Origin of the sequence: Nonomuraea sp. NPDC050783, from assembly GCF_040802095.1 — a bacterium.
Taxonomy (GTDB): domain Bacteria; phylum Actinomycetota; class Actinomycetes; order Streptosporangiales; family Streptosporangiaceae; genus Nonomuraea.
Map to the genome: position 1 here is coordinate 399,510 of NZ_JBFAHK010000001.1, position 21,840 is coordinate 421,349.

The following is a 21,840-nucleotide window of genomic DNA, read 5'->3' on the forward strand; positions in this document are numbered from 1 at the left end:
TCAGCGCGAGGGGAACCCCGATGGACTTCAAGGTCGCCGACCTTTCACTTGCCGACTTCGGCCGCAAGGAGATCCGGCTCGCCGAGCACGAGATGCCCGGCCTCATGGCGGTCCGCAAGGAGTACGCGGCCTCGCAGCCCCTCCGCGGCGCGAAGATCATGGGCTCCCTGCACATGACGATCCAGACCGCCGTCCTCATCGAGACGCTGGTCGCCCTGGGCGCGGAGGTCCGCTGGGTCAGCTGCAACATCTTCTCCACCCAGGACCACGCCGCCGCCGCGGTGGTCGTCGGCCCCGACGGCACCCCCGACGACCCGCGGGGCGTCCCGGTGTTCGCCTGGAAGGGCGAGACGCTGGAGGAGTACTGGTGGTGCACCGAGCAGGCCCTCACCTGGCCCGGCGGTGACACCCCCAACATGATCCTGGACGACGGCGGCGACGCCACGCTCCTCGTCCACAAGGGCGCCGAGTACGAGAAGGCCGGCGCCGTGCCGCCCGCCACCGCCGAGGACCCCGAGGAGTGGCACGTCATCGTCGACCTGCTCACCCGCACGGTCGGCCCCGACAAGAGGTGGACCAGGATCGCCGAGAGCATCAAGGGCGTCACCGAGGAGACCACCACCGGCGTGCACCGCCTGTACGAGATGCACAAGAACGGCCAGCTCCTCTTCCCGGCCATCAACGTCAACGACTCGGTCACCAAGTCCAAGTTCGACAACAAGTACGGCTGCCGCCACTCCGTCATCGACGGCCTCAACCGCGCCACCGACGTGCTCATCGGCGGCAAGGTCGCGGTGGTCTGCGGCTACGGCGACGTCGGCAAGGGCTGCGCCGACGCGCTGCGCGGCCAGGGCGCCCGTGTCATCGTCACCGAGATCGACCCGATCTGCGCCCTGCAGGCCGCCATGGACGGCTTCCAGGTCACCACCCTCGACGAGGTCGTCGGCATCGCCGACATCTTCGTCACCGCCACCGGCAACTTCAACATCATCACCGCCGACCACATGGCGCGGATGAAGCACCAGGCGATCGTCTCCAACATCGGCCACTTCGACAACGAGATCGACATGGCCGGCCTGGCCAAGCTGCCCGGCATCGTCAAGAACACCATCAAGCCGCAGGTCGACGAGTGGGTCTTCGAGGACGGCCACTCGATCATCGTGCTCGCCGAGGGCCGGCTGATGAACCTGGGCTGCGCCACCGGCCACCCCAGCTTCGTCATGTCCAACTCGTTCACCAACCAGGTGATCGCGCAGATCGAGCTGTTCACCAAGACCGCCGAATACCCTGTCGGCGTCTACACGCTGCCCAAGCACCTCGACGAGAAGGTGGCCCGGCTGCACCTCGACGCGCTCGGGGTCAAGCTCACCGAGCTGACCAAGGAGCAGGCCGCCTACATCGGCGTGCACGTCGAGGGCCCGTACAAGTCCGACCACTACCGTTACTGATCCCTGACGTGGACAGCGGTGAGCGGCAGATCTCGTGGGCCGCGCGCTCGATGCCGGTGCTGACGGCGATCGGCGAGCGGTTCGCGGTCGACAGGCCGCTGGACGGGCTGCGCATCGCGGCCTGCCTGCACGTCACCGCCGAGACGGCCGTGCTGATGGGAGCGTTGAAGGCGGGCGGGGCGGAGATCGCCCTGGCCGCCTCCAACCCGCTGTCCACCCAGGACGACGTGGCCGAGGCGCTGCGGGCGTACGGGATCGGCGTGCACGCGCGCGCCGGCGTGGACCGGGCGACCTACTACCGGCACATCCACCAGGCCCTCGACCTCGGGCCCGACCTCGTGCTGGACGACGGCTGCGACCTGGTCAACATCCTGCACACCGAGCGCACCGACCTGCTGGAGCGGGTCGGCGGCGGCTGCGAGGAGACCACGACCGGCATCATCCGGCTGCGCCAGATGGCCGCGGAGGGCGCGCTGCGCTTCCCCGTCGTGGCCGTGAACGACACCCGCACCAAGCGCATGTTCGACAACCGGTACGGCACCGGCCAGTCCACGCTGGACGGCATCATGCGGGCCACCAACACCCTGCTGGCCGGGCGCACGGTGGTCGTGGCCGGCTTCGGCTACTGCGGCCGGGGCGTGGCCGAGCGGGCCAAGGGGTTCGGGGCGCGGGTGATCGTGACCGAGATCGACGCGGTCAAGGCGCTCGACGCCACCCTCCAGGGCTACGAGGTGCGGCCGATGGCGCAGGCGGCGCTGGTCGGCGACCTGTTCATCACCGTCACCGGCAACCGCGACGTGATCAGGGCCGAGCACCTGTCGGCCATGAAGGACGGGGCGATCCTGGCCAACGCCGGGCACTTCGACGTCGAGATCGACGTACGGGCGCTGGACGAGCTGGCCGCCGAGGTGCACCGCGGCGTGCGCCCCAACACCGACCAGTACGTCATGCCCGACGGCCGCCGCCTGCTGCTGCTGGCCGAGGGGCGCCTGGTCAACCTCACCGCCGCCGAGGGGCATCCGGCGGCCGTCATGGACATGTCGTTCTCGGCGCAGGCCCTCGCCGTGGAGTGGCTGGCCGGCGAGCGGGCGGGCCTCGCGCCCGGCGTGTACGACGTGCCGGAGGAGATCGACCACGAGGTGGCCCGGCTCAAGCTGGCCGCGGCCGGCATCGGCATCGACCGGCTGACCGGCGAGCAGGAGGACTACCTGCACTCCTGGCGAGCGGGCTCCTAGCTCGCGGGCAGCTCGCGTTCGATCTGCTGCATGCGGCGGATCTCCGCGCTCTGCTCGACGCTGACCTCGCCGGCCAGCTCCTCGATGCGCTGGTGGGAGCCGCTGCCCAGCACCTGCTCGCTCATCCTGATCGCGCCCAGGTGGTGGTTGATCATGAGTTGCAGGAACATCCGGTCGAAGGCGGTGCCCTGGGCCGCCTTCAGCGCCTCGATCTGCTCCGGCGTGGCCATGCCCGGCATGCCCTCGTGCGCGGCGTGGTGGTCGGGGACCTTCTGGTCCTGCTCGCGCAGCCAGCCCGTCATGAACTGGATCTCCGGGCCCTGGGCGGCCCTGACCCGGTCGGCCATGCTCTTCACCTTCGCCGACCGGGCCCGGTTCGGCGCCAGCAGCGCCAGGTCGAGCGCCTGGCGGTGGTGGACGATCATGTCCTGGACGTAGGTGACGTCGGCGGCGTTCGCGGTCGGCGAGGGCACGGCGGTGGCGGCCTCGGCGGGGGCGAGCGTCCTGGCCTGCTCGCCGGGGCGGCCGGGGGCGATCACGGGCGCGGTGGAGTCGGCGCGCGGGGCCTGCGGGGCGCCGGAGGAGGTGCAGCCGGTGGCGAGGACGACGAGTGTGCCTGCGATGACGAGGAGTGCTGAGCGCACCCGGCCTCCCTGACCGACGTTGTCGAGCATGCGCACTCTAAGTGATAAGTCAGGGGATTAAAAGAGGGCAAATCGGAACAAAAATTGACAACTTGGCCGCTGGCCCGCAGGGGGCTGACAGGCGAAGATGACGTAGATTTATGCCCCCTTTACAGGAGGTTGACCGTTGTCATCCCCCCGCAGGGCGCTCACCCTGCTCGCGGCGGTCGTGGCCCTGGCAGGCATCACCCTGCCCGCCCAGGCCACGGACATCCCGGCTCCGGGCGAGATCGTCATGAGCCCCAACATCAAGCACGTCACGAACGTGCCGAAGCCGGCCGCGCTCGCCGACATCCACACCGACATGGCCTTCCAGGGCGACTACGCCTACGTCGGCAACTACTCCGGCTTCTCGATCTACGACATCAGGAACCCGCGGAAGACCTCCCTGGTCAGCTCGGTGGTCTGCCCCGGCGGTCAGATGGACGTCTCGGTCTACGGCAACCTGCTGTTCGGCTCCGTGGACTCCTCCCGCAACGACGACTCGTGCGCCAGCACCTCGCAGCCCGCCACGGTCAAGGAGTCGTGGGAGGGCATGCGCATCTTCGACGTCTCCGACAAGGCCAGCCCCAAGTACATCAAGTCGGTCGAGACGAACTGCGGCTCGCACACTCACACCCTGGTGCCCGACCGCAGGGGCGAGAACGTCTACATCTATGTCTCCTCCTACAACCCGAGCGACACCTTCCCCGACTGCCGGCCGCCGCACGACCTGATCTCCATCATCAAGGTCCCGCTGCGCGACCCGGCGGCCGCGTCCGTGGTGGCCACGCCCAACCTGTTCCCCGACGGCGGCTTCGGCGGCGTGCCGGGCAGCTACCCCGACGGCAAGTCGGCCACGACCGGATGCCACGACATCACCGCCTACCCGGAGAAGGGCATCGCCGCGGGCGCGTGCATGGGTGACGGCATCCTGCTCGACATCCGCGACCCCGAGCGGCCCCGGGTCACCGCCCAGGTACGCGACGAGACGAACTTCGCCTTCTGGCACTCGGCCACGTTCAACAACGACGGCACCAAAGTGATCTTCACCGACGAGCTCGGCGGCGGCACCAGAGCCACCTGCAACGAGGCCATCGGCCCGAACAGGGGCGCCAACGCCTACTACGACATCGTGCGCGGGCAGCTCGTCTTCAAGAGCTACTTCAAGATCTCCCGCTACCAGGCCGACACCGAGAACTGCGTGGCGCACAACGGCTCGCTCATCCCCGTCAAGGGCCGCGACATCATGGTGCAGGCGTGGTACCAGGGCGGCATCTCGGTGATCGACTTCACCGACTCGGCCCACCCGCAGGAGATCGCCTTCTTCGAGCGGGGCCCGGACAACACCGCCCCGGCGCTGAGCGGCGGCTTCTGGTCGGCGTACTACTACAACGGCTACATCTACGGCTCCGACTTCAACCTGGGCCTGGACGTGCTCAAGATCAACGACTGGCGGACGAACCAGGCGAACAGCGTCAAGACACGGCGGCTGAACGTCCAGTCGCAGGCGTCCTACCCGGACCGCGGCCACGGCCACGATCACTGACCATCCCCGCAAGGAGGCTCCCCGAGTGTCCATCCCGCGCCGCGCCCTCGTGGCGGTCGCGGCGGCCCTGGCGTTACCGCTGACCGCGATACCCGCGTCCGCCGCAGACATCCCGCCCGCCGACACCGTGGTCACCAGCCCCAACGTGACCCACGTGCTGAACATCCCCAAGCCCGCCCCGCTCGCCACCACCATCAACACCGACATCGCCTTCCAGGACGGCTACGCCTACGTCGGCAACTACGGCGGCTTCTCCATCTACGACGTCCGCGACCCGAAGCGGGCCACGCCCGTCAGCTCCGTCGTCTGCCCGGGCTCGCAGATGGACGTCAGCGTGTACGGCGACCTGCTGTTCACCGCCGTGGACTCCTCGCGCAGCGACGACTCCTGCAACAGCACGGCCCTGACCGCCGACCACAAGGAGGCGTGGGAGGGCGTCCGCATCTTCGACGTCTCCGACAAGGCCAATCCGAAGTACATCAAGTCGGTCGAGACGAACTGCGGCTCCCACACCCTGACCCTGGTGCCGGGCAGGGGCCACGACCGGAACAGGAACGTCTACATCTACGTCTCCTCCTACAACCCGAGCAGCACCTTCCCCGACTGCCAGCCGCCGCACGACAAGATCTCGATCATCAAGGTGCCGCTGAGGAATCCCGCCGAGGCGGCCGTGGCGGCCACCCCGGTCGTCTTCCCCGACGGCGGCAACGAGACCCAGCCCGGCCTGCTGGTGCCCACCAGCGGCTGCCACGACATCACCGCCTACGCCGAGAAGGACATCGCGGCGGGCGCGTGCATGGGTGACGGCGTGTTGTTCGACATCCGCGACCGGCTCAACCCGGTGGTGACCGCCCGCACCACGGACCCGAACTTCGCCTTCTGGCACTCGGCCACGTTCAGCAACGACGCCAGGAAGGTCGTCTTCACCGACGAGCTCGGCGGCGGCGGCCAGGCCACCTGCAACGAGGCCACGGGGCCGAACCGTGGCGCGGACGCCATCTACGAGATCGTGCGCGGGCAGCTCGTCTTCAAGAGCTACTTCAAGATCCCGCGCTACCAGGCCGACAGCGAGAACTGCGTGGCGCACAACGGCTCGCTGATCCCGGTCAAGGGCCGCGACATCATGGTGCAGGCGTGGTACATGGGCGGCCTGTCCGTCTGGGACTTCACCGACGCGGCCCACCCGAGGGAGATCGGCTACTTCGAGCGTGGTCCCCGCGCGGACGGGACCGGCGGCGGGATCTGGTCCGCCTACTACTACAACGGCTACATCTACGGGGCCGACTTCCACCACGGCCTCGACATCGTCAGGATCGACGACCGGCTGACCGACAGCGCCCGGCACGTCAGGACCGACCGGCTGAACGTGCAGAGCCAGGAGTCGTACCGGGCCGGACGGGGGCACTGACCCTTCCGGCGACGGCGGCCGTCCCCCTGGCGGGGGCGGCCGCCGTTCCTCATTGCGGGGGCGCGAACCCGCCCGGCGTGGTGCGCGGCGGCTGCGGCGCGGGCGGCTGCGAAGACGGCGGGGGAGGCGGCGGGGAGGAGGGCGGCGGGGGCGCGTACGGACCGGGCTGGGCGTGAGGGCCCGGCGGCGGCGGAGGCGGTGGCGGTGACGGCGGCAGGTGCGGCGGCGGAGGCGGTGGCGGTGACGGTGGCAGGTGCGGCGGCGCGGGGACGCCCGCGGTGCCGGCCATGCGGGCCAGCCGGGCCTCCTCGCGCCTGCGGCGCTCGGCCAGCACGGCGCTCAGGTACGCGTACGGCGGCACCCCGGCCGGTGCCGACGGCGACACGAACGCCGCCGTCTGGGTGGCGATCCGCACCCCCATCTCGTGCTGGAGCCGCGGCGACAGGTCGTGCCAGCGCAGGAGGTACTGGCGGGCCGCCTGCGCCACCTCGTCGGGGAGCCGCGACAGCTCCAGCGTCGCGGCCCAGGCCGCCAGCGGCGGCGGCATCACGATGGCCTGCCCGCTCCCGCGCGGCGCGCGGTCGGAGATGACGATCGTGCCCGCGAAGACGTCCCCCAGCCGCTTGCCCCGCTGCGAGACCAGCGAGGCGATCAGCGCGGGCGCGCCGAGGAACATCCAGAACTCCACCACGCCTGCCAGCCCGCGGAACAGCGCCTGCCGGAACCGCACCGGCCCGCCGTCGTCGCTCACCACCCGCAGGCCGAGCGCCAGCTTGCCGAGGCTGCGCCCCCGGCTGAGCGTCTCGAAGATCACCGGATAGCCGACCATGACCAGGACGACCAGCACGATCATGACGGCCGCGAGCATGGCCACGTCCGAGATCGTGGCGAACGTCCCGACGGCCGCGTACGCCAGCACCAGCACGACGAGCTGCACCGCCACGTCGATGACGATCGCCACCGCGCGGGAGGGCATCTGCGCCACCCGCACCTCGACGACGACCGCGTCCCCCGTCACAACCTCTGACATATGTGGAGCCTAACGGCTGTGCGCGGGTGACCGAGCGGCCAGAATGTTCGGGTGGACATCGACGCGTTCATCGCCGCGCACCGCCCGGCCTGGGACCGGCTCGACCATCTGGTCAAGCACCGCTCGTCGCTGACCGGCGCCGAGGTGGACGAGCTGGTCGACCTCTACCAGCGGGTGGCGACGCACCTGTCCATCGTCCGCTCCGCCGCCCGCGACCCGATGCTCGTCGGCCGGCTGTCCGCGCTGGTGGCGCGGGCCCGGTCCGCGGTGACGGGGGCGCGCACGCCCGCGTGGCGGGAGTTCGGCCGCTTCTTCACGGTGTCGTTCCCCGTGGTGGCCTACCGGGCGCGGTGGTGGTGGCTGGCCAGCGCGCTGGCCTGCACGGCCGTGGCCTGGGTGCTGGGCGCGTGGGTGGCGGCCAACCCCGAGGTGCAGGCCACGATCGGCACGCCCGACGAGATCACCCGGCTCGTCGAGCACGACTTCGCCGACTACTACTCCGAGAACCCGGCCGCCTCCTTCGCCAGCCGGGTGTGGCTCAACAACGCGTGGGTGTCCGCCCAGATGATCATCTACTCGGTGCTGCTGGGGCTGCCCATTCCGTACGCGCTGTTCCAGAACGCCGCGAACGTCGGCATCTCCGGCGGCCTCATGGCCTCCCGCGGCAAGCTGGACATCTTCTTCGGCCTGATCACCCCGCACGGGCTGCTGGAGCTGACCGCCGTCTTCCTGGCGGCGGCCGTCGGCCTGCGCCTGGGCTGGACGGTCATCGACCCGGGGCCGCGCCGGCGCACCGAGGTCCTGGCCGAGCAGGGGCGGGCCGTGATGAGCGTGGCGCTGGGGCTGGTGGCGGTGTTGTTCGCGTCGGGGCTGATCGAGGCGTTCGTCACCCCGTCGGGGCTGCCGACCTGGGCTCGGGTGGGCATCGGCGTGCTGGCGGAGGTGGCCTTCCTCGGCTACGTCATCGCCTTCGGCCGGCGCGCCCTGCGGGCGCACGAGACCGGCGACATCGAACGCGCCCCCGACACCGCCCCCACCGCCTAGAGGCGGCCCGCGGCCTTCAGCGCCAGGTACGCGTCCGCCAGCGCCGGCGCGATGTCCTCCGGCGGCGCGTCCACGACCTCGACCCCGGCGCGCCGCAGCCGGGCCGTGATGCGCCGCCGTTCGAGCCGGGCGTGCTCGGCCGCCGCCGCGTCGTAGACCTCCTCGGCCGTCCCGCGCCGGGCCGCCATCGCGGCCACCCGCGGATCGGACACCCCGGCCACCAGCACCAGGTGCCGCGACGACAGCTGCGGCAGCACCGGCATCAGCCCCTCGTCCATGGCCGCCCCGTTGAGGTCGGTCAGCAGCACCACCAGGCAGCGCCGCTTGGCCCGCGACAGGACGGCCGCCACCATGCCCTGCGCGTCGGCCTCGACCAGCTCGGCCTCGATCGGCGCCATGACGTTGACCAGCGACGACAGCAGCTCGGTGCGGGACGCTCCGCTCACCCAGGCCCGTACGGCCCGGTCGTGGGCCAGGAAGTCGACCCGGTCGCCGGCGCGGGCGGCGAGCGCGGCCAGCAGCAGCGCCGCGTCCATCGACCAGTCGAGCCGCGGCCACCCCGCCACCGGCCGCGGGTCCGGCCGTGCCAGCAGCCCGCCGCCGCCCGCCGCCGCCCCGGCCAGGGGGATCGGCGCGTCGCCGACGCGGCCCGCCGACGTGCGCCCGGTGTCGAGCACGATCAGCACCCGCCGGTCGCGCTCGGGCCGCCAGGTGCGCACCACCACGTCGTGCCTGCGCGCCGTGGCCCGCCAGTCGATCGAGCGCACGTCGTCGCCGACCACGTACTCGCGCAGCGAGTCGAACTCGGTGCCCTGCCCGCGCACCAGCGCCGGGTGCCGCCCGTCCAGCTCGCGCAGCCGGGCCAGCCGCGCGGGCAGGTGCTTGCGCGACAGGAACGGCGGCAGCACCCGCACCGTCCACGGCACGCGGTGATTCCCCTGCCGGCCGGCCAGCCCGAGCGGCCCTAGCGAGCGCACCGTGACCGCCACCGGCGACCGGTCGCCGCGCCGCGTGGGAGCGAGCGTGACCACGATCCTGCGGCGCTCGCCCTTGGGCACGTCGAGGGGCGCGACGCGCGGCGTGGCCCCGGCCGACGGCGGCCAGGCGTCGCGCAGCACGCCCCGCACCCGCCGCGGCCCGGGGTTCTCCACGACCAGCTCGACCGTGGCCCGCTGTCCGAGCCGCACCAGCGTGTCCCCGGACCGGCGCAGGCGCAGCGCCCGCACCGACCCGGCGAACGTCAGGTCCACGACGACCGCGGCGGCCAGCAGCAGGCACACCCCGGCCAGCGCCGCCGCGGGCCGCGGCGCGACCATCACCACCACGGTCCCGAGCGCCGCGACCAGCGCGGCCCGCCCCGTCAGCACCATCAGCGCGGGACCGGGACCGAGGCCAGGATGCCGTCGAGCAGGCCGTCGGCGGTGGCGCCCTCCAGCTCCGCCTCGGGCCGGAGCTGCACGCGGTGCCGCAGCGCGGGCCTGGCCAGCGCCTTGACGTCGTCCGGCGTGACGTAGGAGCGCCCGGACAGCCACGCCCACGCCCGGGACGCGGCCAGCAGCGCCGTCGCGCCACGCGGCGAGACGCCGAGCTGAAGCGAGGGCGAGCTGCGGGTGGCGCGCGCGACGTCCACGATGTAGCCGAGCACCTCGGGCGCCACGTGCACCTGGGCGGCGGCCTGCCGCCCGGCCGCGAGGTCGTCGGCGGTGGCGACGGCCTTGACCTCCGACAGGTCGCGCGGGTCGAACCCGCGCGCGTGCCGCTCCAGCACCGCGACCTCCTGCTCGCGCGGCGGCAGCGGCACGGTCAGCTTCAGCAGGAACCGGTCGAGCTGCGCCTCGGGGAGCTGGTAGGTGCCCTCGTACTCGACCGGGTTCTGGGTCGCGCACACCACGAACGGGTCGGGCAACCGCCTGGCCGCCCCCTCCACGCTGACCTGCCGCTCCTCCATCGCCTCCAGCAGCGCGGCCTGCGTCTTCGGCGGGGTGCGGTTGATCTCGTCGGCCAGCAGCAGGTTCGTGAAGACGGGACCCTCGCGGAACTCGAACTCCGCGGTCCTCGTGTCGTAGATCAGCGACCCGGTCACGTCGCCCGGCATCAGGTCAGGGGTGAACTGCACCCGCTTGAAGTCCAGCGACAGGGCGGCGGACAGCGTGCGGACCATCAGCGTCTTGGCCACGCCGGGCACGCCCTCCAGCAGCACGTGCCCCTTGCACAGCAGCGCGATGACCAGCCCCGTCACCACCGCGTCCTGGCCCACGACGGCCTTGGCCACCTCGGCGCGCAGCGCGGCGAGCGCGTCCCTGGCCGCGTCGGCGGACGTCGTGGCGCGGTAACTCTCCTCAAAGCTCACTGACCTGCCTTTCCATGAGGTCCAAGTATGCGGCCAGATCGACGAGGGCCGCGTCGTCGGTGGGCGGCGGGCCGTACAGGGCCGCGCCGATCTGGTGGGCGTCCTGGCCGGTGCGCGCGGCGAGGGCGGCGACGACCTCCTGCCGGCCCGCTCCTGTGGCCAGGCCCAGCCTGGGGGTCAGGCGGTCGATCGTGCCCGCGCGCAGGGCGTCGGCGGCCCGCTGCCGGGCGCGGCGGGCGCGGTAGAGGCGGCCGCGGCCCTCGACCGTCTCGGCCGCGCGCACGATGACCGGCAGGCGCTCGGCCACGACGGGGCCGAGCCGCCGCCCGCGCCAGAACGCGGTCAGGGCCACGGCGATGATCGCCATGTAGACGGTCCAGCGCACGTTGTCGGGCATGAGGTCGTAGATCGACTTGCCGCGCTCGCCGGGCAGCTCCGTCACGGGCGGGTGGTCGGGGCGGACCAGCCAGGTCACCGGCCGGCCGGTGCCGATGAGGTTGAGGGCGAGCGCGGCGTTGCCGTCCTCGCCGAGGCGCAGGTTCGTCATGAACGAGCCGTCGCCGACGACCGTGGTCGTGCCGCCCGCGTTGCGGTAGGAGACCAGCGTGTGGCCGCCCCCGGTGGCCGGGTAGCAGCGGACCGCCCCGGCGGGGCCGTGGAGCGCCGCGCCGCCCATGTAGGCGCTGCCCGCCGCCCGCGCCGCGGGCAGGGCGCACCCGGGCTCGCGGGAGCGGGTGCGGGCCGGCACCGCGTCGGTGCGCACGCCCGGGGCCAGGGCTTCGAGGCCGGGCACCGCGCCGACGACCAGGCGGTCGCCCTGGATCCTGGCCAGGGCGTACTCGTTGACGTAGGTGGTGTCGGTGATCAGCAGCAGCCGGTCGCCGCCCGCCGCGGCCCGCTGGGCGGCCGCCTCGGCGGAGTCCACCCGGTCGACCTGGACGCCGCGGGCGCGCAGCAGCTCCGCCAGGGCCCTGGAGCCGGCCAGCGAGGTGTCGGCGGGGTCGAGCGGGCGGGAGGGCCCGCGCTGCGGGGAGAGCAGCACGCCGAGCACCGCCATCAGGACGACGAGGGCCCCCAGGAGCACGAACAGGCGGCCGGCGTTCCAGGTGGAGCGGATCGTGGGAGAGGTCGGCTCGGAGCCGCCCGGCGGATCGGCGGGCACCACGCCGTCGGGGGTGACGGCGGGCTCGCCGAGCGCCGGGCCGCCGGGGGCGAGGGACGAGTCGGGGGGCGCGCTCACGGAGTTCCTCCGGCGGGGGCCGCGGCGGGCAGCGGGACCGGGCGGGCCTGGCGCAGGCGCTCGTCGAGGCCGGTCATGGCGGCGTAGGCGCCGGGGGTGCCGGGCACGCCGCCGTAGGTCACCTCGTCGAACGAGCGGGCCGCCGCCGCCAGCTCCTCGGCGAAGGCGGGCAGCGCCGCCGCGGCCTCGGCCGCCAGCTCGTCGGCGGTGCGGCCCGGCATGCCGTCCACCAGGGCGCGTTCCTCCAGGTCGCGGGCGATGGCCCGGAGCCGTTCCTGGACGGCCTCGCTCCAGCGCCCCTCGCCGGCCAGGCGCTCGGCGGCGCGGCGGTGCTCGTCGGCGGTCATGGCGCGCTCGCCGTACAGGCCGCCGGCCTCGGGCGCCCGGTCGCGGCGGGTGCGGCGCAGGTACCACGAGACCAGCACGATCGCCGCGATGATGATCACCAGGATGACGACGGCGGCGATGAGCCCGCCCGCCGGGCCGTCACCCGTGACGGCGTCGATCAGGTCGCCGAGGAACTGCTCGAAGCGGCGCCTGAGCAGGTCGGGCAGCGACTCGTGCTCGTACTGGGGCTTGAGGAGCTCCTCCGCGGCCCGCCGCGCCGCCTCCTCCCTGCCGGCCGGGCTCACGACCTGGCGGAGTGGGACGGGTGCCAGAGCTCGTCGGCCGAGGCGTGCACCCAGCCCTGGCGCTGCTGCTCGATGGCCGCGGTCTGGAGCACGAGGTCGAAGGCCTCGCCGCGCATCCGCCGGTCGGCGTACAGGAGGCCGGCCACCCCCGCCTCGAAGGGATAGGTGAGCATCGCGGCGAGCGTGCCGCCGATCGCGATCAGCACGGCCGAGACGACCGCGTTGGCCACCGAGCCCGCGCCGAACATGCCGAACAGCGTGCCGGCGAGCGTGAACGGCAGCGACAGGATGCTCGACACCAGGCCCACCAGCAGCGAGGTGAGCAGCAGGATGCCGAACACCCGCCAGAAGTCGCCGGTCACCAGGTGCCAGGAGCGGCGCATGGCGTCGAGCGGCCCGCGGCCCTCCAGCACCACGGCCGGCGAGGCGAACGCGAAGCGGGTGCGGAAGTACAGGTAGTAGGCGAGGTAGAGGACGATGAACAACACCGTCACCCCGAGCACGGCGCCGACGCCGGCGCCGTTGACGGCCAGCGCCACGCCGATCAGCACGAAGGCGGCCAGCGGCACCACCATGATCACGACCATGAGCCCGACGACGCCGAACAGCGCCGGGACGCGGCCCTTGACCAGCCGCCACGCCTCGCCGGCGCCGAGGTGGCCGCCGAAGACGGCCCGGCCGAGGATGCGGGTCAGCACGCCGGTCAGCAGCGTGACCACGACGAACTGGACGGCGTAGGACACCAGCGTGCCGCCGTACTGGGCGGCCAGGCCGGTGAGCGGCGTGCCCGCGGAGGCCGTGCCGGGCTCGTCCAGGTTGTCGGCCACCGTGTCGAGCACGAACGCCTGCCCCACGGCCAGCGGCACGGAGGTGAGCAGCGCGGCCAGGACCGACAGGCCCAGCACGGCCTTGGGGTTGGAGCGGATGAGCTTGATGGTGCCGTCGAGGATGTCGCCCACGCCCAGCGGGCGCAGCGGGATGATGCCCGGCCGCAGCGCGGGCGGCGGCAGGTGGCCGTACGCCGGTGGCTGCTGGGCGGGATAGGGTGGCTGCGGGCCGGGCCCGTGGGGCGGCCCGGCGGGCTGCGGAGCCTGCCCGTACGGCTGCCCGTAGGGCACCTGCTCGGGGGAGCCGGGCGCGGTCCACGGGGAGGCCGGCGGGGCGCTGTAGGGCGGGGGCTCTGCGGCCGACCAGCCGGGGGGCGTCTCGGGCGAGGGACCGTGACCGTCTGACATATCCCAATCCTGGCATGCTGGGCGGGGCGGTGGTGTCGCAGAGCGGATTCGCTGAGGTATTAAGCCCGCATTCCTGGGCGAATCTGGCGAGCTTCCCCTCCGGGGATGGCCGAAAGTCGCTCTGTTACCTCAGACTGAGGTTGCGGTCGCGGGGGCGGACCTAAAATTCGCCTTTTGTAGGGCTCAGGTCACACTCATGGGTCCACCGAGGGTAACCTTCAGCGATCGTGCGGGTATGTCCCACAATGCGTAGAACGAATGAGGGGCCATGAAAGGTCGCGTGCTGGTCGTCGACGACGACGCCGCTCTCGCCGAGATGCTGGGGATCGTGCTTCGGGGCGAGGGTTTCGAACCATCTTTCGTCTCCGACGGCGACAAGGCCCTCGACGCGTTCCGGGACACGCGCCCGGACCTGGTCCTGCTCGACCTGATGCTGCCGGGGGCCGACGGCATCGACGTGGCGCGCAGGATCCGGGCTGAGTCGGGGGTTCCGATCGTCATGCTCACGGCCAAGAGCGACACGATCGACGTCGTCCTCGGGCTGGAGTCCGGTGCCGACGACTACATCGTCAAGCCGTTCAAGCCGAAGGAGCTGGTCGCGCGGGTGCGGGCGCGCCTTCGCCGTACCGACGAGCCGACCCCGGAGATCCTCCAGATCGGCGACATCACCATCGACGTGGCCGGTCACTCGGTCAAGCGGGGCGAGGAGACCATCAACCTCACGCCGCTCGAGTTCGACCTGCTCGTCGCGCTGGCCCGCAAGCCGCGCCAGGTCTTCACCCGCGAGGTCCTGCTGGAGCAAGTCTGGGGCTACCGGCACGCGGCCGACACCCGGCTGGTCAACGTGCACGTCCAGCGGCTCCGGGCCAAGATCGAGAAGGACCCCGAGCACCCCGAGATCGTGGTCACGGTCCGCGGCGTGGGCTACAAAGCCGGCCCCGCCTGACCTGCCCCACGCCGCTCCGCCATGCCCCCGACGAAGAACAGGCGCCCGCGCCGGCGGACGCTCCGCCAGATCCTCGGCGGCGTCCGCCGGCGGGTGCGCCGTGCGGCGGGCAGGGCACGCAGCGTCTGGCGGCGCTCGCTCCAGCTCCAGGTGGTCACCAGCACGCTGGTGATCTCCGTCATCGTGGTGGTGGTGCTCGGCGCGTTCCTGTTCCAGCAGATCAACAACGCCGTCATCCAGAGCAGCCAGCAGTCCTCGGTCAGCGAGGCCAACGCCGACCGGTTGCAGATCGCCGACGCGCTGGCCCCTCCCGACGACGACCAGGCCAAGGCCGTCGACGCGGGCAAGTCCACGGCCAACCCGCTCGACGAGGTGATGAGCACCGTCACCGGCTCCGGTGACGGCGGCTCCAAGAAGCGCTACGACGTGCTCATCCTCAACGTCGCCAGCCCCGGCCAGTCGCGTGCCTCCGGCCGCCTCGTGCCCGCCAACGTGCCGCTCGCCCTGCGCGCCGGGCTGCGGCGCAACGTCGACAAGCTGGAGTACGACAAGCCCATCGTCTCCATCGCGCGGGTCGCGCTGACCGGCCAGAGCCAGGCCCGGCTCATGTACATCGTCGGCGGCGTCGTCCACGAGCCGTTCACCGGCCAGAACTACGAGGTCTACCATTTCTTCCCGCTCGACGAGGAAGAGGCGCTGCTGACCAACGTCCGCCTCGCCATCGTGGTGGTGGGCCTCGGCCTGGTGCTGCTGCTGGCGGCGATCGCGTATCTGGTGGCCAGGCAGGTCGTCACCCCGGTCCGGCTGGCCCGCCAGGCCGCCGAGCGCCTGGCCGCCGGCAAGCTCGACGAGCGGCTGAAGGTACGCGGCGAGGACGACCTGGCCCGCCTGGCGAACTCGTTCAACGAGATGGCCGCCAACCTGGCGCTCAAGATCCACCAGCTCGAGGAGCTGTCGCAGGTCCAGCGGCAGTTCGTCTCCGACGTCTCCCACGAGCTGCGCACCCCGCTGACCACCGTCCGCATGGCCGCCGACCTGCTGTACGACGCCCGCGAAGACTTCGACCCGATGGCCGCCCGCTCGGCCGAGCTCATGCAGGCCCAGCTCGAACGCTTCGAGTCCATGCTGGGCGACCTGCTGGAGATCAGCCGCTACGACGCGGGCGCCGCCACCCTCGACCTGGAGCCCGTGGACGTCACCAAGGTCGTGCTGCGCGCGATCGAGGACTCCGAGGCGCTGGCCGAGCGGCACGGCACCCGCTTCGAGCTGCGCCTGCCGCCCGAGCCCTGCATGGCCGAGATCGACAACCGCAGAGTCGAGCGCATCCTGCGCAACCTGCTGTTCAACGCCATCGAGCACGGCGAGGGCCGGGAGATCGTGGTCACCGTCGGCGCCGACCGGGACGCCGTGGCGGTCGCCGTACGCGACCACGGCATCGGCCTCAAGCCGGGCGAGGACACGATGGTCTTCGACCGCTTCTGGCGGGCCGACCCCTCGCGCGCGCGGACCATCGGCGGCACCGGCCTCGGCCTGGCCATCAGCCGCGAGGACGCCACGCTGCACGGCGGCTGGCTCCAGGCGTGGGGCCAGCCGGGCGAGGGCTCGCAGTTCAGGCTGACGCTGCCCAGGACGGCCGGGGCCGACCTCAAGGGGTCGCCGCTGCCGCTGGTGCCGCCGGAGATCGAGATGCGGCGCACCTGGCGCGGGGCCATGACGCCCGTGCTGCTGCCCGCCACGGGGGACGGAGCGGTCGATGAGGAGGACTAGCCGCTTCTGGACGCTCGTCACGGCCGCGGCGGCCGTGGTGCTGGCGAGCTCGGGCTGCACGGTGATCCCGGTCACCGGGCCCTACATGGTGGACGACTCCGGCAGCGGCGACCCGCTGAGCAAGCCGTTCCAGCGCATGATCGCCACCCTCCCGCAGCCCGGCTGGGGCCCCCAGGAGACCATCAAGGGCCTCCAGGCGGCCATGGCCGCCTACGCCGACGACCCGACGATCCTGCCGCAGTACCTCACCCCCGAGGCGCTCAAGAGCTGGAGCCCGTCGGGCGCGGTGACCGTGCTCGACGACGCCTGGCACTGGAGCTTCGACCTCGGCGACCAGGACGGCACCGAGACGGCGCAGAAGGTGACGGTCAAGGTGCCGCAGATCGCCAGGATCGAGGAGGACGACACCTACGTCCCGCTGGCCGGGAACTGGGTGCGCTCGTTCGAGCTGGTCAAGGTGAAGGAGGGCGGCTACCGGGTGAGCGGCCTGCCGCCGGGGCTCATCCTGACCAAGTCCGACGTCGACCGGGCGTACCGGCCGACCAAGCTCTACTACCTGGGCGGCGGCACGCAGGACCGGCTCGTCGTCGACAGCGTGCCGCTGCGGCTGCGCCCCACCGAGACCTACGCGCAGATCATCCTGGAGCGGCTGCTCAAGAGCCCCAGCGCGGCCCTGGAGGGCGCGGTGGGCACCAGCTTCCCGCTCGGCACGAGGGTCGAGTCGGTGCGCTCGGGCGAGGACGAGCGGGTGGTGGTCAACCTGTCCGGCCCGATCGACCCCTTCGACCTGAGCGGCGAGCACGGCCTCATGGCCCAGATCCGCTACAGCCTCACCAACAACGACGTGGCCAAGGGCCGCGTCATCGAGGTGCAGGTGGACGGGGAGCCGTACTCCGTCTCGCAGCCCAACGTCGACCAGGGCTGGCTGGACAACGGCGTCAACGCCGACTTCTACGTCAGCAAGGGCGCCGTCCGCGACCTGACCAGCGAGGGGCCGGGCAACCCCGTCGCGGGCCCGGCCGGGCAGCCGCGCGAGGGCTACTCCGACTTCGCCGTCTCCAAGCAGGGCGACTTCGTGGCCGCGCGGACCTCCACCGGCATCTCGGTGACCGCCGTCAGCCAGGACGCGCAGTGGCGGGAGGTCATCCACGGCGGCCCGCAGGACCTCACGGCGCCGTCGTGGCACCGCGACGGCTCGTTGTGGACGTTCGACCGCAAGAACGGCGTCGTGCTGCGCTACGACCCCGCCTCGGGCCGCCCGGCCGAGCGGATCGCCGCGCCGGGTCTCAAGGGCTGGGACGTCACCCGCCTGCGCATCGCCAGGGACGGCGTGCGGGTGGCGCTGACCACCGGCGAGGACGGCGAGAACCTCGTCCACATCGGCGCGCTGACCCAGGCGGGCGGGCTGATGCTGAGCAACGTCCGGGTGCCGACCGCCAGGGGCCCGGGCGGCGAGATCGAGGACCTCGCGTGGCGCGACGACGAGCACGTGCTCGTGCTGGTCAAGAGCACGGCCGGGCAGATACTGAACGAGATCGACATCGGTGACGGCGACATCACCGAGATCCCGCTGAAGAACCGGCTGCAACGCGTGGCGGCGCTGAACGAGCACGTGCTGGCGCAGGCGGAGGCCGACAAGGGGAGGGGCTCGGAGATCCTGGAGCTGTCGCAGGACCAGAGCTGGACCACCAAGATCGAACCCGACGCCGGCACCCCTCTGTTCCCCCTGGGCTGACCCGCCCCTCGCTTTCCGGCGCAGGACGGCCCCCGGGACCCGGGCCTGCGGGGGTGGAACTGTCGGTGGCGGGCGGCATGCTGGGCCGCGTGCTGACCGCCGTGCTCGACCTGGTCCTGCCTCCCGCCTGCGCCGCCTGCGGAGCCAAGGGGGCGCGCTGCTGCGCGGCCTGCGTGGCGGAGCTGACCGCCCGCCCGGCCAGGCGCCTGCCGCACCCCTGCCCGCCCGGCCTCCCCGACTGCTGGTCGGCCGGGCCGTACGAGGGCCCGGCCCGCCGGGCGCTCCTCGCCTACAAGGAGCGGGGCGCGGTGGCGCTGGCGGCCGTCCTGGCGCAGGCGCTGGCGTTCACCGCGCTCACGGCACTCTCCCGCGCCCCGTCGTCCTCCTGGGCGGCCGGGGCCGGGGGGTTCGCCGTCGTCCCCGTGCCCAGCAGCCGGGCCAGCGTCGGCGCGAGGGGCCACGACCCGATCGCCCGTCTGGCCCGGCCGGCCGCCCGCGCCATGAGCGCGCTCGGCCTGCCCGCGCGCCCGTGGGCGGCCCTCGCGCAGGTCCGCCCGGTGGCCGACCAGGCGGGCCTGAGCCGCGCCGAGCGGGCCGCCAACCTCGCCGGGTCACTCCAGGTCGTCCGCGCCGCGGGCGGCCCTCCAGCGCCCTGTGCGTTGCTCGTGGACGACATCGTCACGACCGGCGCCACCCTCGCCGAGGCCGCGCGAGCCCTCCGATCAGCGGGAATGCTGGTCCCGATGGCGATCACCGTCGCCGCGACACGCCGAAGATCTTAAAAACCATTACGGTGACGGTGAGTAAAGAGTCCGGCATCCGCACCCCTCACCGGGAGGTCACATGTCGCTTCCTCGGGGGTCGCGGCGGCGCAGATCAACGGGCGGTCAGCACCCGACCATACGGGTCGCCGACCGATTAAACAGGACACCAAACCGCCCATTCCGACCTCGCTGATATCACGCACCGTGATCGTTCGGTCGATCCTCCGGCTGACATCCGCCCAGGATGCGGATAGCGTTCTGACATGGCACCCGTTCGGGTCCGTGGTTGCGCAGAGCCGGGGCTCCCGGCTCTGCTAGCCGATGCCAGCCGCAGGCAAAACGGTCCACGTAAGGCGACTCTTTGTCGACCGATCACGGTGCGGCTTAGAGGTAAGTCCTGCCTTCCCGAGAAGCCAGATGCTTCTCGCCAGAAGAGAAGGGCAGTAGTGGCAACAGAGCTGCGAGACCCTCAGCAGGCGGATGTGGGGTCGAAGACCAGGTCGGCCGGACGGGTGCCTTCCGAGTTCCCGGCGACCGCGATTCGGAAGAGGGTAAGGGTGACAGAAAGGCAGACAGAAGACCCCGCCCGGTGTGCAGGTTCTCGGGCGCTCTTGCACAGTCGTTAGACGGAAGGGGGGCTTTTGCATGGAGATCATCGTCAAGGGCCGGCACACAGGTGTGAGTGACCGGTTCCGCGACCACGTGACCACCAAGCTGGCCAGGATCGAACGTCTGGACAACAAACTCATCCGAGTCGATGTGGAGGTGTCGAAGGAGCGCAATCCGCGCCTCGCCGGACAGCGGGAGCGCGTCGAGCTGACCATTCACTCCCGGGGGCCGGCCATCCGCGCCGAAGCCTCGGCCGACGACCGGTTCGCCGCCCTCGACATAGCCCTCGACAAGCTGGAGGGCCGGCTCAGGCGGCTGGCCGACCGGCGCAAGGTCCATCACGGAAACCACTGCCCGCCCTCGGTGGCGGAGATCACCGCGACCCTCCCGGACGTCGCCGACCTGGCGCCCCGGCAGGAGCGCGCCGTGCCGGAGCCGGCCGCGCCCAGCGAGGACGAGCTGTTCCAGCACGCCGACGATCGCTACAACGACGACAAGCAGGATGACGACATCGTCCCGATCGAGATGGACGGCGACGGGCCGCTCATCGTCCGGGAGAAGTTCCACCGAGCCGAACCCATGACCATCGACCAGGCGCTGCTGGAGATGGAGCTCGTGGGCCACGACTTCTACCTGTTCCGTGACAAGGAGAGCGGCCAGCCGAGCGTCGTCTACAACAGACGCGGGTACAACTACGGCGTGTTGCGGCTCGTAGAGCCCTGATCGTGCGCTAAAAGATCTTCTCGACCACCCGGTGACCGCGGCACACGTGCCATCATGGCGGTTACGGCTCTGGCCCCCGACGAGGAGGAGACGTGAGCGAGCTCAGTCAGGTTCAGGTGAGCGAGCGCCGCGAGGGAAACGCAGTCGCGAGGCGGACCGAGGAGGCCTCGTGAGCGAGTCCGGCGAGGCCCGCACGTCAGCGAGCGAGCCCATTCGCGTGCTGATCGTGGACGATCACGAGCTGATCAGGCGGAGCCTGGCGTTGGCGCTGGCGGCTGAGCCCGACATCGAGGTGGTCGGTGAGGCGAGCGACGGGCAGGAGGCGGTCGAACTGGCCGATCGCCTCATGCCCGACGTCGCGCTCATGGACGTACGCATGCCGCGGCAGGACGGGATCGAGGCGACGAAGGGCATCAAGGCCTCGGTCCCCAGCACCCGCATCATCATGCTGACCGTGAGCGACGAGGAGGAGGACCTCTTCGAGGCCATCAAGGCAGGGGCGACCGGCTACCTGCTGAAGGACGTCCAGATCAACGACGTCCCGGCCGCCGTGCGCGGCGTGTACGAAGGCCAGTCGCTGATCAACCCGGCGATGGCGGCCAAGCTCATCAGCGAGTTCGCGAACATGAGCCGCAAGGGGGCCGAACGCCCGCCCCAGCTGCCCGTGCCCCGGCTGACCGAGCGCGAGATGGAGGTCCTGCGGCTGGTGGCCAAGGGCATGAACAACCGCGAGATCGCCAAGCAGCTGTTCATCTCCGAGAACACCGTGAAGAACCACGTCCGCAACATCCTCGACAAGCTGCAGTTGCACTCGCGGATGGAGGCCGTGGTCTACGCGGTGCGCGAACGCATGCTGGAGATCACCTGACCGTTCCGCCGACGCCGGCGCCGACGGTTTCGGCGCCGGCACCGGCGGGACCCGCGGTGCGACCCGCGGTGCGCCACGCCACCTGCGGTGCGCCGCGTGCCCGTGCGTGCGGGACACTGGGACGGTGCCCGAGAACGCTCGTCCCGCGCCGCCCGCCACCAGCACCTCGATCGTGGTGCTGACGCTGGCCCGCCAGGTCGAGGCCGAGCTGAACGCGGCACTGGCACCGCTCGACCTGACGGTCAGCCGGCTGGGGCTGCTGGGGCACATCGCCGCCATGCCGGGGGCGTCGTTCAGCGACCTGGCACGCATGTCCGGGATCACCGTGCAGAGCGCGCACGCGGCGGTGAAGGTGCTGGAGCGGGCCGGTCTGGTGAACGACAGCCGCGCCCGCGCGGGCGCGGCGTCGGTCATCGAGGTGACGCCCGAGGGCAAGCGCCTGATGCGGGCGGCGATGGAGGCGGTGTCCGGGGTGGACGAACGCCTGTTCGGCCCCGAAGCCGACCCGATCCGCCGCCAGGTGGGCACAGCCATCCAAGCGGCCTTCCCCGGCAATCCCACCGGCTGACCCCCTCCCCGCCGCCGCCCCTTTGCC

The 21,840-nt window shown here is 72.0% G+C and carries 19 protein-coding genes; 12 read left to right on the forward strand and 7 right to left on the reverse strand.

The window, feature by feature from the left end; all coding sequences use genetic code 11:
• The first annotated feature begins 20 nt into the window (after positions 1 to 20).
• Complete coding sequence (gene ahcY, locus AB0H75_RS01850) at positions 21 to 1,448, forward strand: adenosylhomocysteinase (RefSeq protein ID WP_367788274.1); 1,428 nt, start codon at positions 21 to 23, stop codon at positions 1,446 to 1,448.
• Positions 1,448 to 2,683 carry an adenosylhomocysteinase gene (locus AB0H75_RS01855; RefSeq protein ID WP_367790467.1) on the forward strand — a complete coding sequence of 412 codons (1,236 nt, stop codon included), beginning with the start codon at positions 1,448 to 1,450 and terminating at the stop codon, positions 2,681 to 2,683. The genes ahcY and AB0H75_RS01855 overlap by 1 nt, the downstream gene beginning before the upstream one ends.
• Here the strand turns inward: AB0H75_RS01855 and AB0H75_RS01860 are convergent.
• Entirely contained in the window at positions 2,680 to 3,327 is a 648-nt protein-coding gene (locus tag AB0H75_RS01860) for a DUF305 domain-containing protein (RefSeq protein WP_367788276.1), read from the reverse strand. The genes AB0H75_RS01855 and AB0H75_RS01860 overlap by 4 nt on opposite strands.
• Positions 3,328 to 3,493: 166 nt before the next feature.
• On the opposite strand from AB0H75_RS01860, the gene AB0H75_RS01865 reads away from it, so the two are divergent.
• Positions 3,494 to 4,894: an LVIVD repeat-containing protein gene (locus AB0H75_RS01865; RefSeq protein ID WP_367788278.1), complete on the forward strand. Its 1,401-nt coding sequence runs from the start codon at positions 3,494 to 3,496 to the stop codon at positions 4,892 to 4,894.
• 25 nt (positions 4,895 to 4,919) lie between these two features.
• Positions 4,920 to 6,302: an LVIVD repeat-containing protein gene (locus tag AB0H75_RS01870; protein WP_367788280.1), complete on the forward strand. Its 1,383-nt coding sequence runs from the start codon at positions 4,920 to 4,922 to the stop codon at positions 6,300 to 6,302.
• Positions 6,303 to 6,351: 49 nt separating this feature from the next.
• Here the strand turns inward: AB0H75_RS01870 and AB0H75_RS01875 are convergent, their stop codons facing one another.
• The gene (locus AB0H75_RS01875; protein WP_367788282.1) at positions 6,352 to 7,332 is read right to left on the reverse strand and encodes an RDD family protein; all 981 of its coding nucleotides are present in this window, start codon (positions 7,330 to 7,332) and stop codon (positions 6,352 to 6,354) included.
• A 51-nt stretch (positions 7,333 to 7,383) separates the two neighbouring features.
• On the opposite strand from AB0H75_RS01875, the gene AB0H75_RS01880 reads away from it, so the two are divergent.
• Complete coding sequence (locus AB0H75_RS01880; protein WP_367788284.1) at positions 7,384 to 8,376, forward strand: stage II sporulation protein M; 993 nt, start codon at positions 7,384 to 7,386, stop codon at positions 8,374 to 8,376.
• On the opposite strand, the gene AB0H75_RS01885 is transcribed toward AB0H75_RS01880, so the two are convergent.
• Genes AB0H75_RS01885 through AB0H75_RS01905 form a run of 5 tightly spaced genes read right to left on the reverse strand, consistent with a single transcriptional unit; the run spans position 8,373 to position 13,833 of the window.
• Entirely contained in the window at positions 8,373 to 9,746 is a 1,374-nt protein-coding gene (locus AB0H75_RS01885; RefSeq protein WP_367788286.1) for a DUF58 domain-containing protein, read from the reverse strand. The two genes, AB0H75_RS01880 and AB0H75_RS01885, sit on opposite strands and share 4 nt — an antisense overlap.
• Positions 9,746 to 10,726, reverse strand: coding sequence for an AAA family ATPase (locus tag AB0H75_RS01890; protein ID WP_367788288.1), 981 nt, complete (start codon positions 10,724 to 10,726; stop codon positions 9,746 to 9,748). Before AB0H75_RS01890 ends, AB0H75_RS01885 begins: the two co-directional genes overlap by 1 nt.
• Positions 10,716 to 11,966, reverse strand: coding sequence for a DUF4350 domain-containing protein (locus tag AB0H75_RS01895; RefSeq protein ID WP_367788290.1), 1,251 nt, complete (start codon positions 11,964 to 11,966; stop codon positions 10,716 to 10,718). The genes AB0H75_RS01890 and AB0H75_RS01895 overlap by 11 nt, the downstream gene beginning before the upstream one ends.
• Positions 11,963 to 12,598 carry a DUF4129 domain-containing protein gene (locus AB0H75_RS01900; RefSeq protein WP_367788292.1) on the reverse strand — a complete coding sequence of 212 codons (636 nt, stop codon included), beginning with the start codon at positions 12,596 to 12,598 and terminating at the stop codon, positions 11,963 to 11,965. Before AB0H75_RS01900 ends, AB0H75_RS01895 begins: the two co-directional genes overlap by 4 nt.
• Positions 12,595 to 13,833, reverse strand: coding sequence for a glycerophosphoryl diester phosphodiesterase membrane domain-containing protein (locus AB0H75_RS01905; RefSeq protein ID WP_367788294.1), 1,239 nt, complete (start codon positions 13,831 to 13,833; stop codon positions 12,595 to 12,597). The genes AB0H75_RS01900 and AB0H75_RS01905 overlap by 4 nt, the downstream gene beginning before the upstream one ends.
• A gap of 268 nt (positions 13,834 to 14,101) precedes the next feature.
• Between AB0H75_RS01905 and mtrA the strand changes: the two genes are divergently transcribed.
• The 7 genes from mtrA to AB0H75_RS01940 all read left to right on the forward strand — a co-directional run bounded on the left by mtrA (position 14,102) and on the right by AB0H75_RS01940 (position 21,813).
• Complete coding sequence (gene mtrA / locus AB0H75_RS01910) at positions 14,102 to 14,779, forward strand: MtrAB system response regulator MtrA (RefSeq protein ID WP_043620615.1); 678 nt, start codon at positions 14,102 to 14,104, stop codon at positions 14,777 to 14,779.
• Positions 14,780 to 14,800: 21 nt separating this feature from the next.
• Positions 14,801 to 16,546 (forward strand): MtrAB system histidine kinase MtrB, encoded by a 1,746-nt coding sequence (mtrB, locus tag AB0H75_RS01915; RefSeq protein WP_367788297.1) that lies wholly within the window; start codon positions 14,801 to 14,803, stop codon positions 16,544 to 16,546.
• On the forward strand, positions 16,533 to 18,281 hold the full coding sequence (locus tag AB0H75_RS01920; RefSeq protein ID WP_367788299.1) for an LpqB family beta-propeller domain-containing protein: 1,749 nt from the start codon (positions 16,533 to 16,535) through the stop codon (positions 18,279 to 18,281). Before mtrB ends, AB0H75_RS01920 begins: the two co-directional genes overlap by 14 nt.
• A 53-nt stretch (positions 18,282 to 18,334) precedes the next feature.
• Complete coding sequence (locus tag AB0H75_RS01925; protein ID WP_367788301.1) at positions 18,335 to 19,063, forward strand: ComF family protein; 729 nt, start codon at positions 18,335 to 18,337, stop codon at positions 19,061 to 19,063.
• 627 nt (positions 19,064 to 19,690) lie between these two features.
• Complete coding sequence (gene raiA, locus AB0H75_RS01930; RefSeq protein ID WP_367788303.1) at positions 19,691 to 20,377, forward strand: ribosome-associated translation inhibitor RaiA; 687 nt, start codon at positions 19,691 to 19,693, stop codon at positions 20,375 to 20,377.
• Positions 20,378 to 20,546: 169 nt separating this feature from the next.
• The gene (locus tag AB0H75_RS01935) at positions 20,547 to 21,245 is read left to right on the forward strand and encodes a response regulator (RefSeq protein WP_367788305.1); all 699 of its coding nucleotides are present in this window, start codon (positions 20,547 to 20,549) and stop codon (positions 21,243 to 21,245) included.
• Between the two features lie 124 nt (positions 21,246 to 21,369).
• Positions 21,370 to 21,813, forward strand: a complete 444-nt coding sequence (locus tag AB0H75_RS01940) for a MarR family winged helix-turn-helix transcriptional regulator (protein WP_367788307.1) — start codon at positions 21,370 to 21,372, stop codon at positions 21,811 to 21,813.
• Positions 21,814 to 21,840: the final 27 nt, after the last annotated feature.

Excerpts from the sequence above, each read along its gene's own strand:
- ahcY (WP_367788274.1), top strand. The coding sequence starts at position 21 with ATGGACTTCAAGGTCGCCGACCTTTCACTTGCCGACTTCGGCCGCAAG.
- AB0H75_RS01875 (WP_367788282.1), bottom strand. The coding sequence starts at position 7,332 with ATGTCAGAGGTTGTGACGGGGGACGCGGTCGTCGTCGAGGTGCGGGTG.
- AB0H75_RS01885 (WP_367788286.1), bottom strand. The coding sequence starts at position 9,746 with ATGGTGCTGACGGGGCGGGCCGCGCTGGTCGCGGCGCTCGGGACCGTG.
- AB0H75_RS01905 (WP_367788294.1), bottom strand. The coding sequence starts at position 13,833 with ATGTCAGACGGTCACGGTCCCTCGCCCGAGACGCCCCCCGGCTGGTCG.
- mtrA (WP_043620615.1), top strand. The coding sequence starts at position 14,102 with ATGAAAGGTCGCGTGCTGGTCGTCGACGACGACGCCGCTCTCGCCGAG.
- mtrB (WP_367788297.1), top strand. The coding sequence starts at position 14,801 with ATGCCCCCGACGAAGAACAGGCGCCCGCGCCGGCGGACGCTCCGCCAG.
- AB0H75_RS01920 (WP_367788299.1), top strand. The coding sequence starts at position 16,533 with ATGAGGAGGACTAGCCGCTTCTGGACGCTCGTCACGGCCGCGGCGGCC.
- raiA (WP_367788303.1), top strand. The coding sequence starts at position 19,691 with ATGGAGATCATCGTCAAGGGCCGGCACACAGGTGTGAGTGACCGGTTC.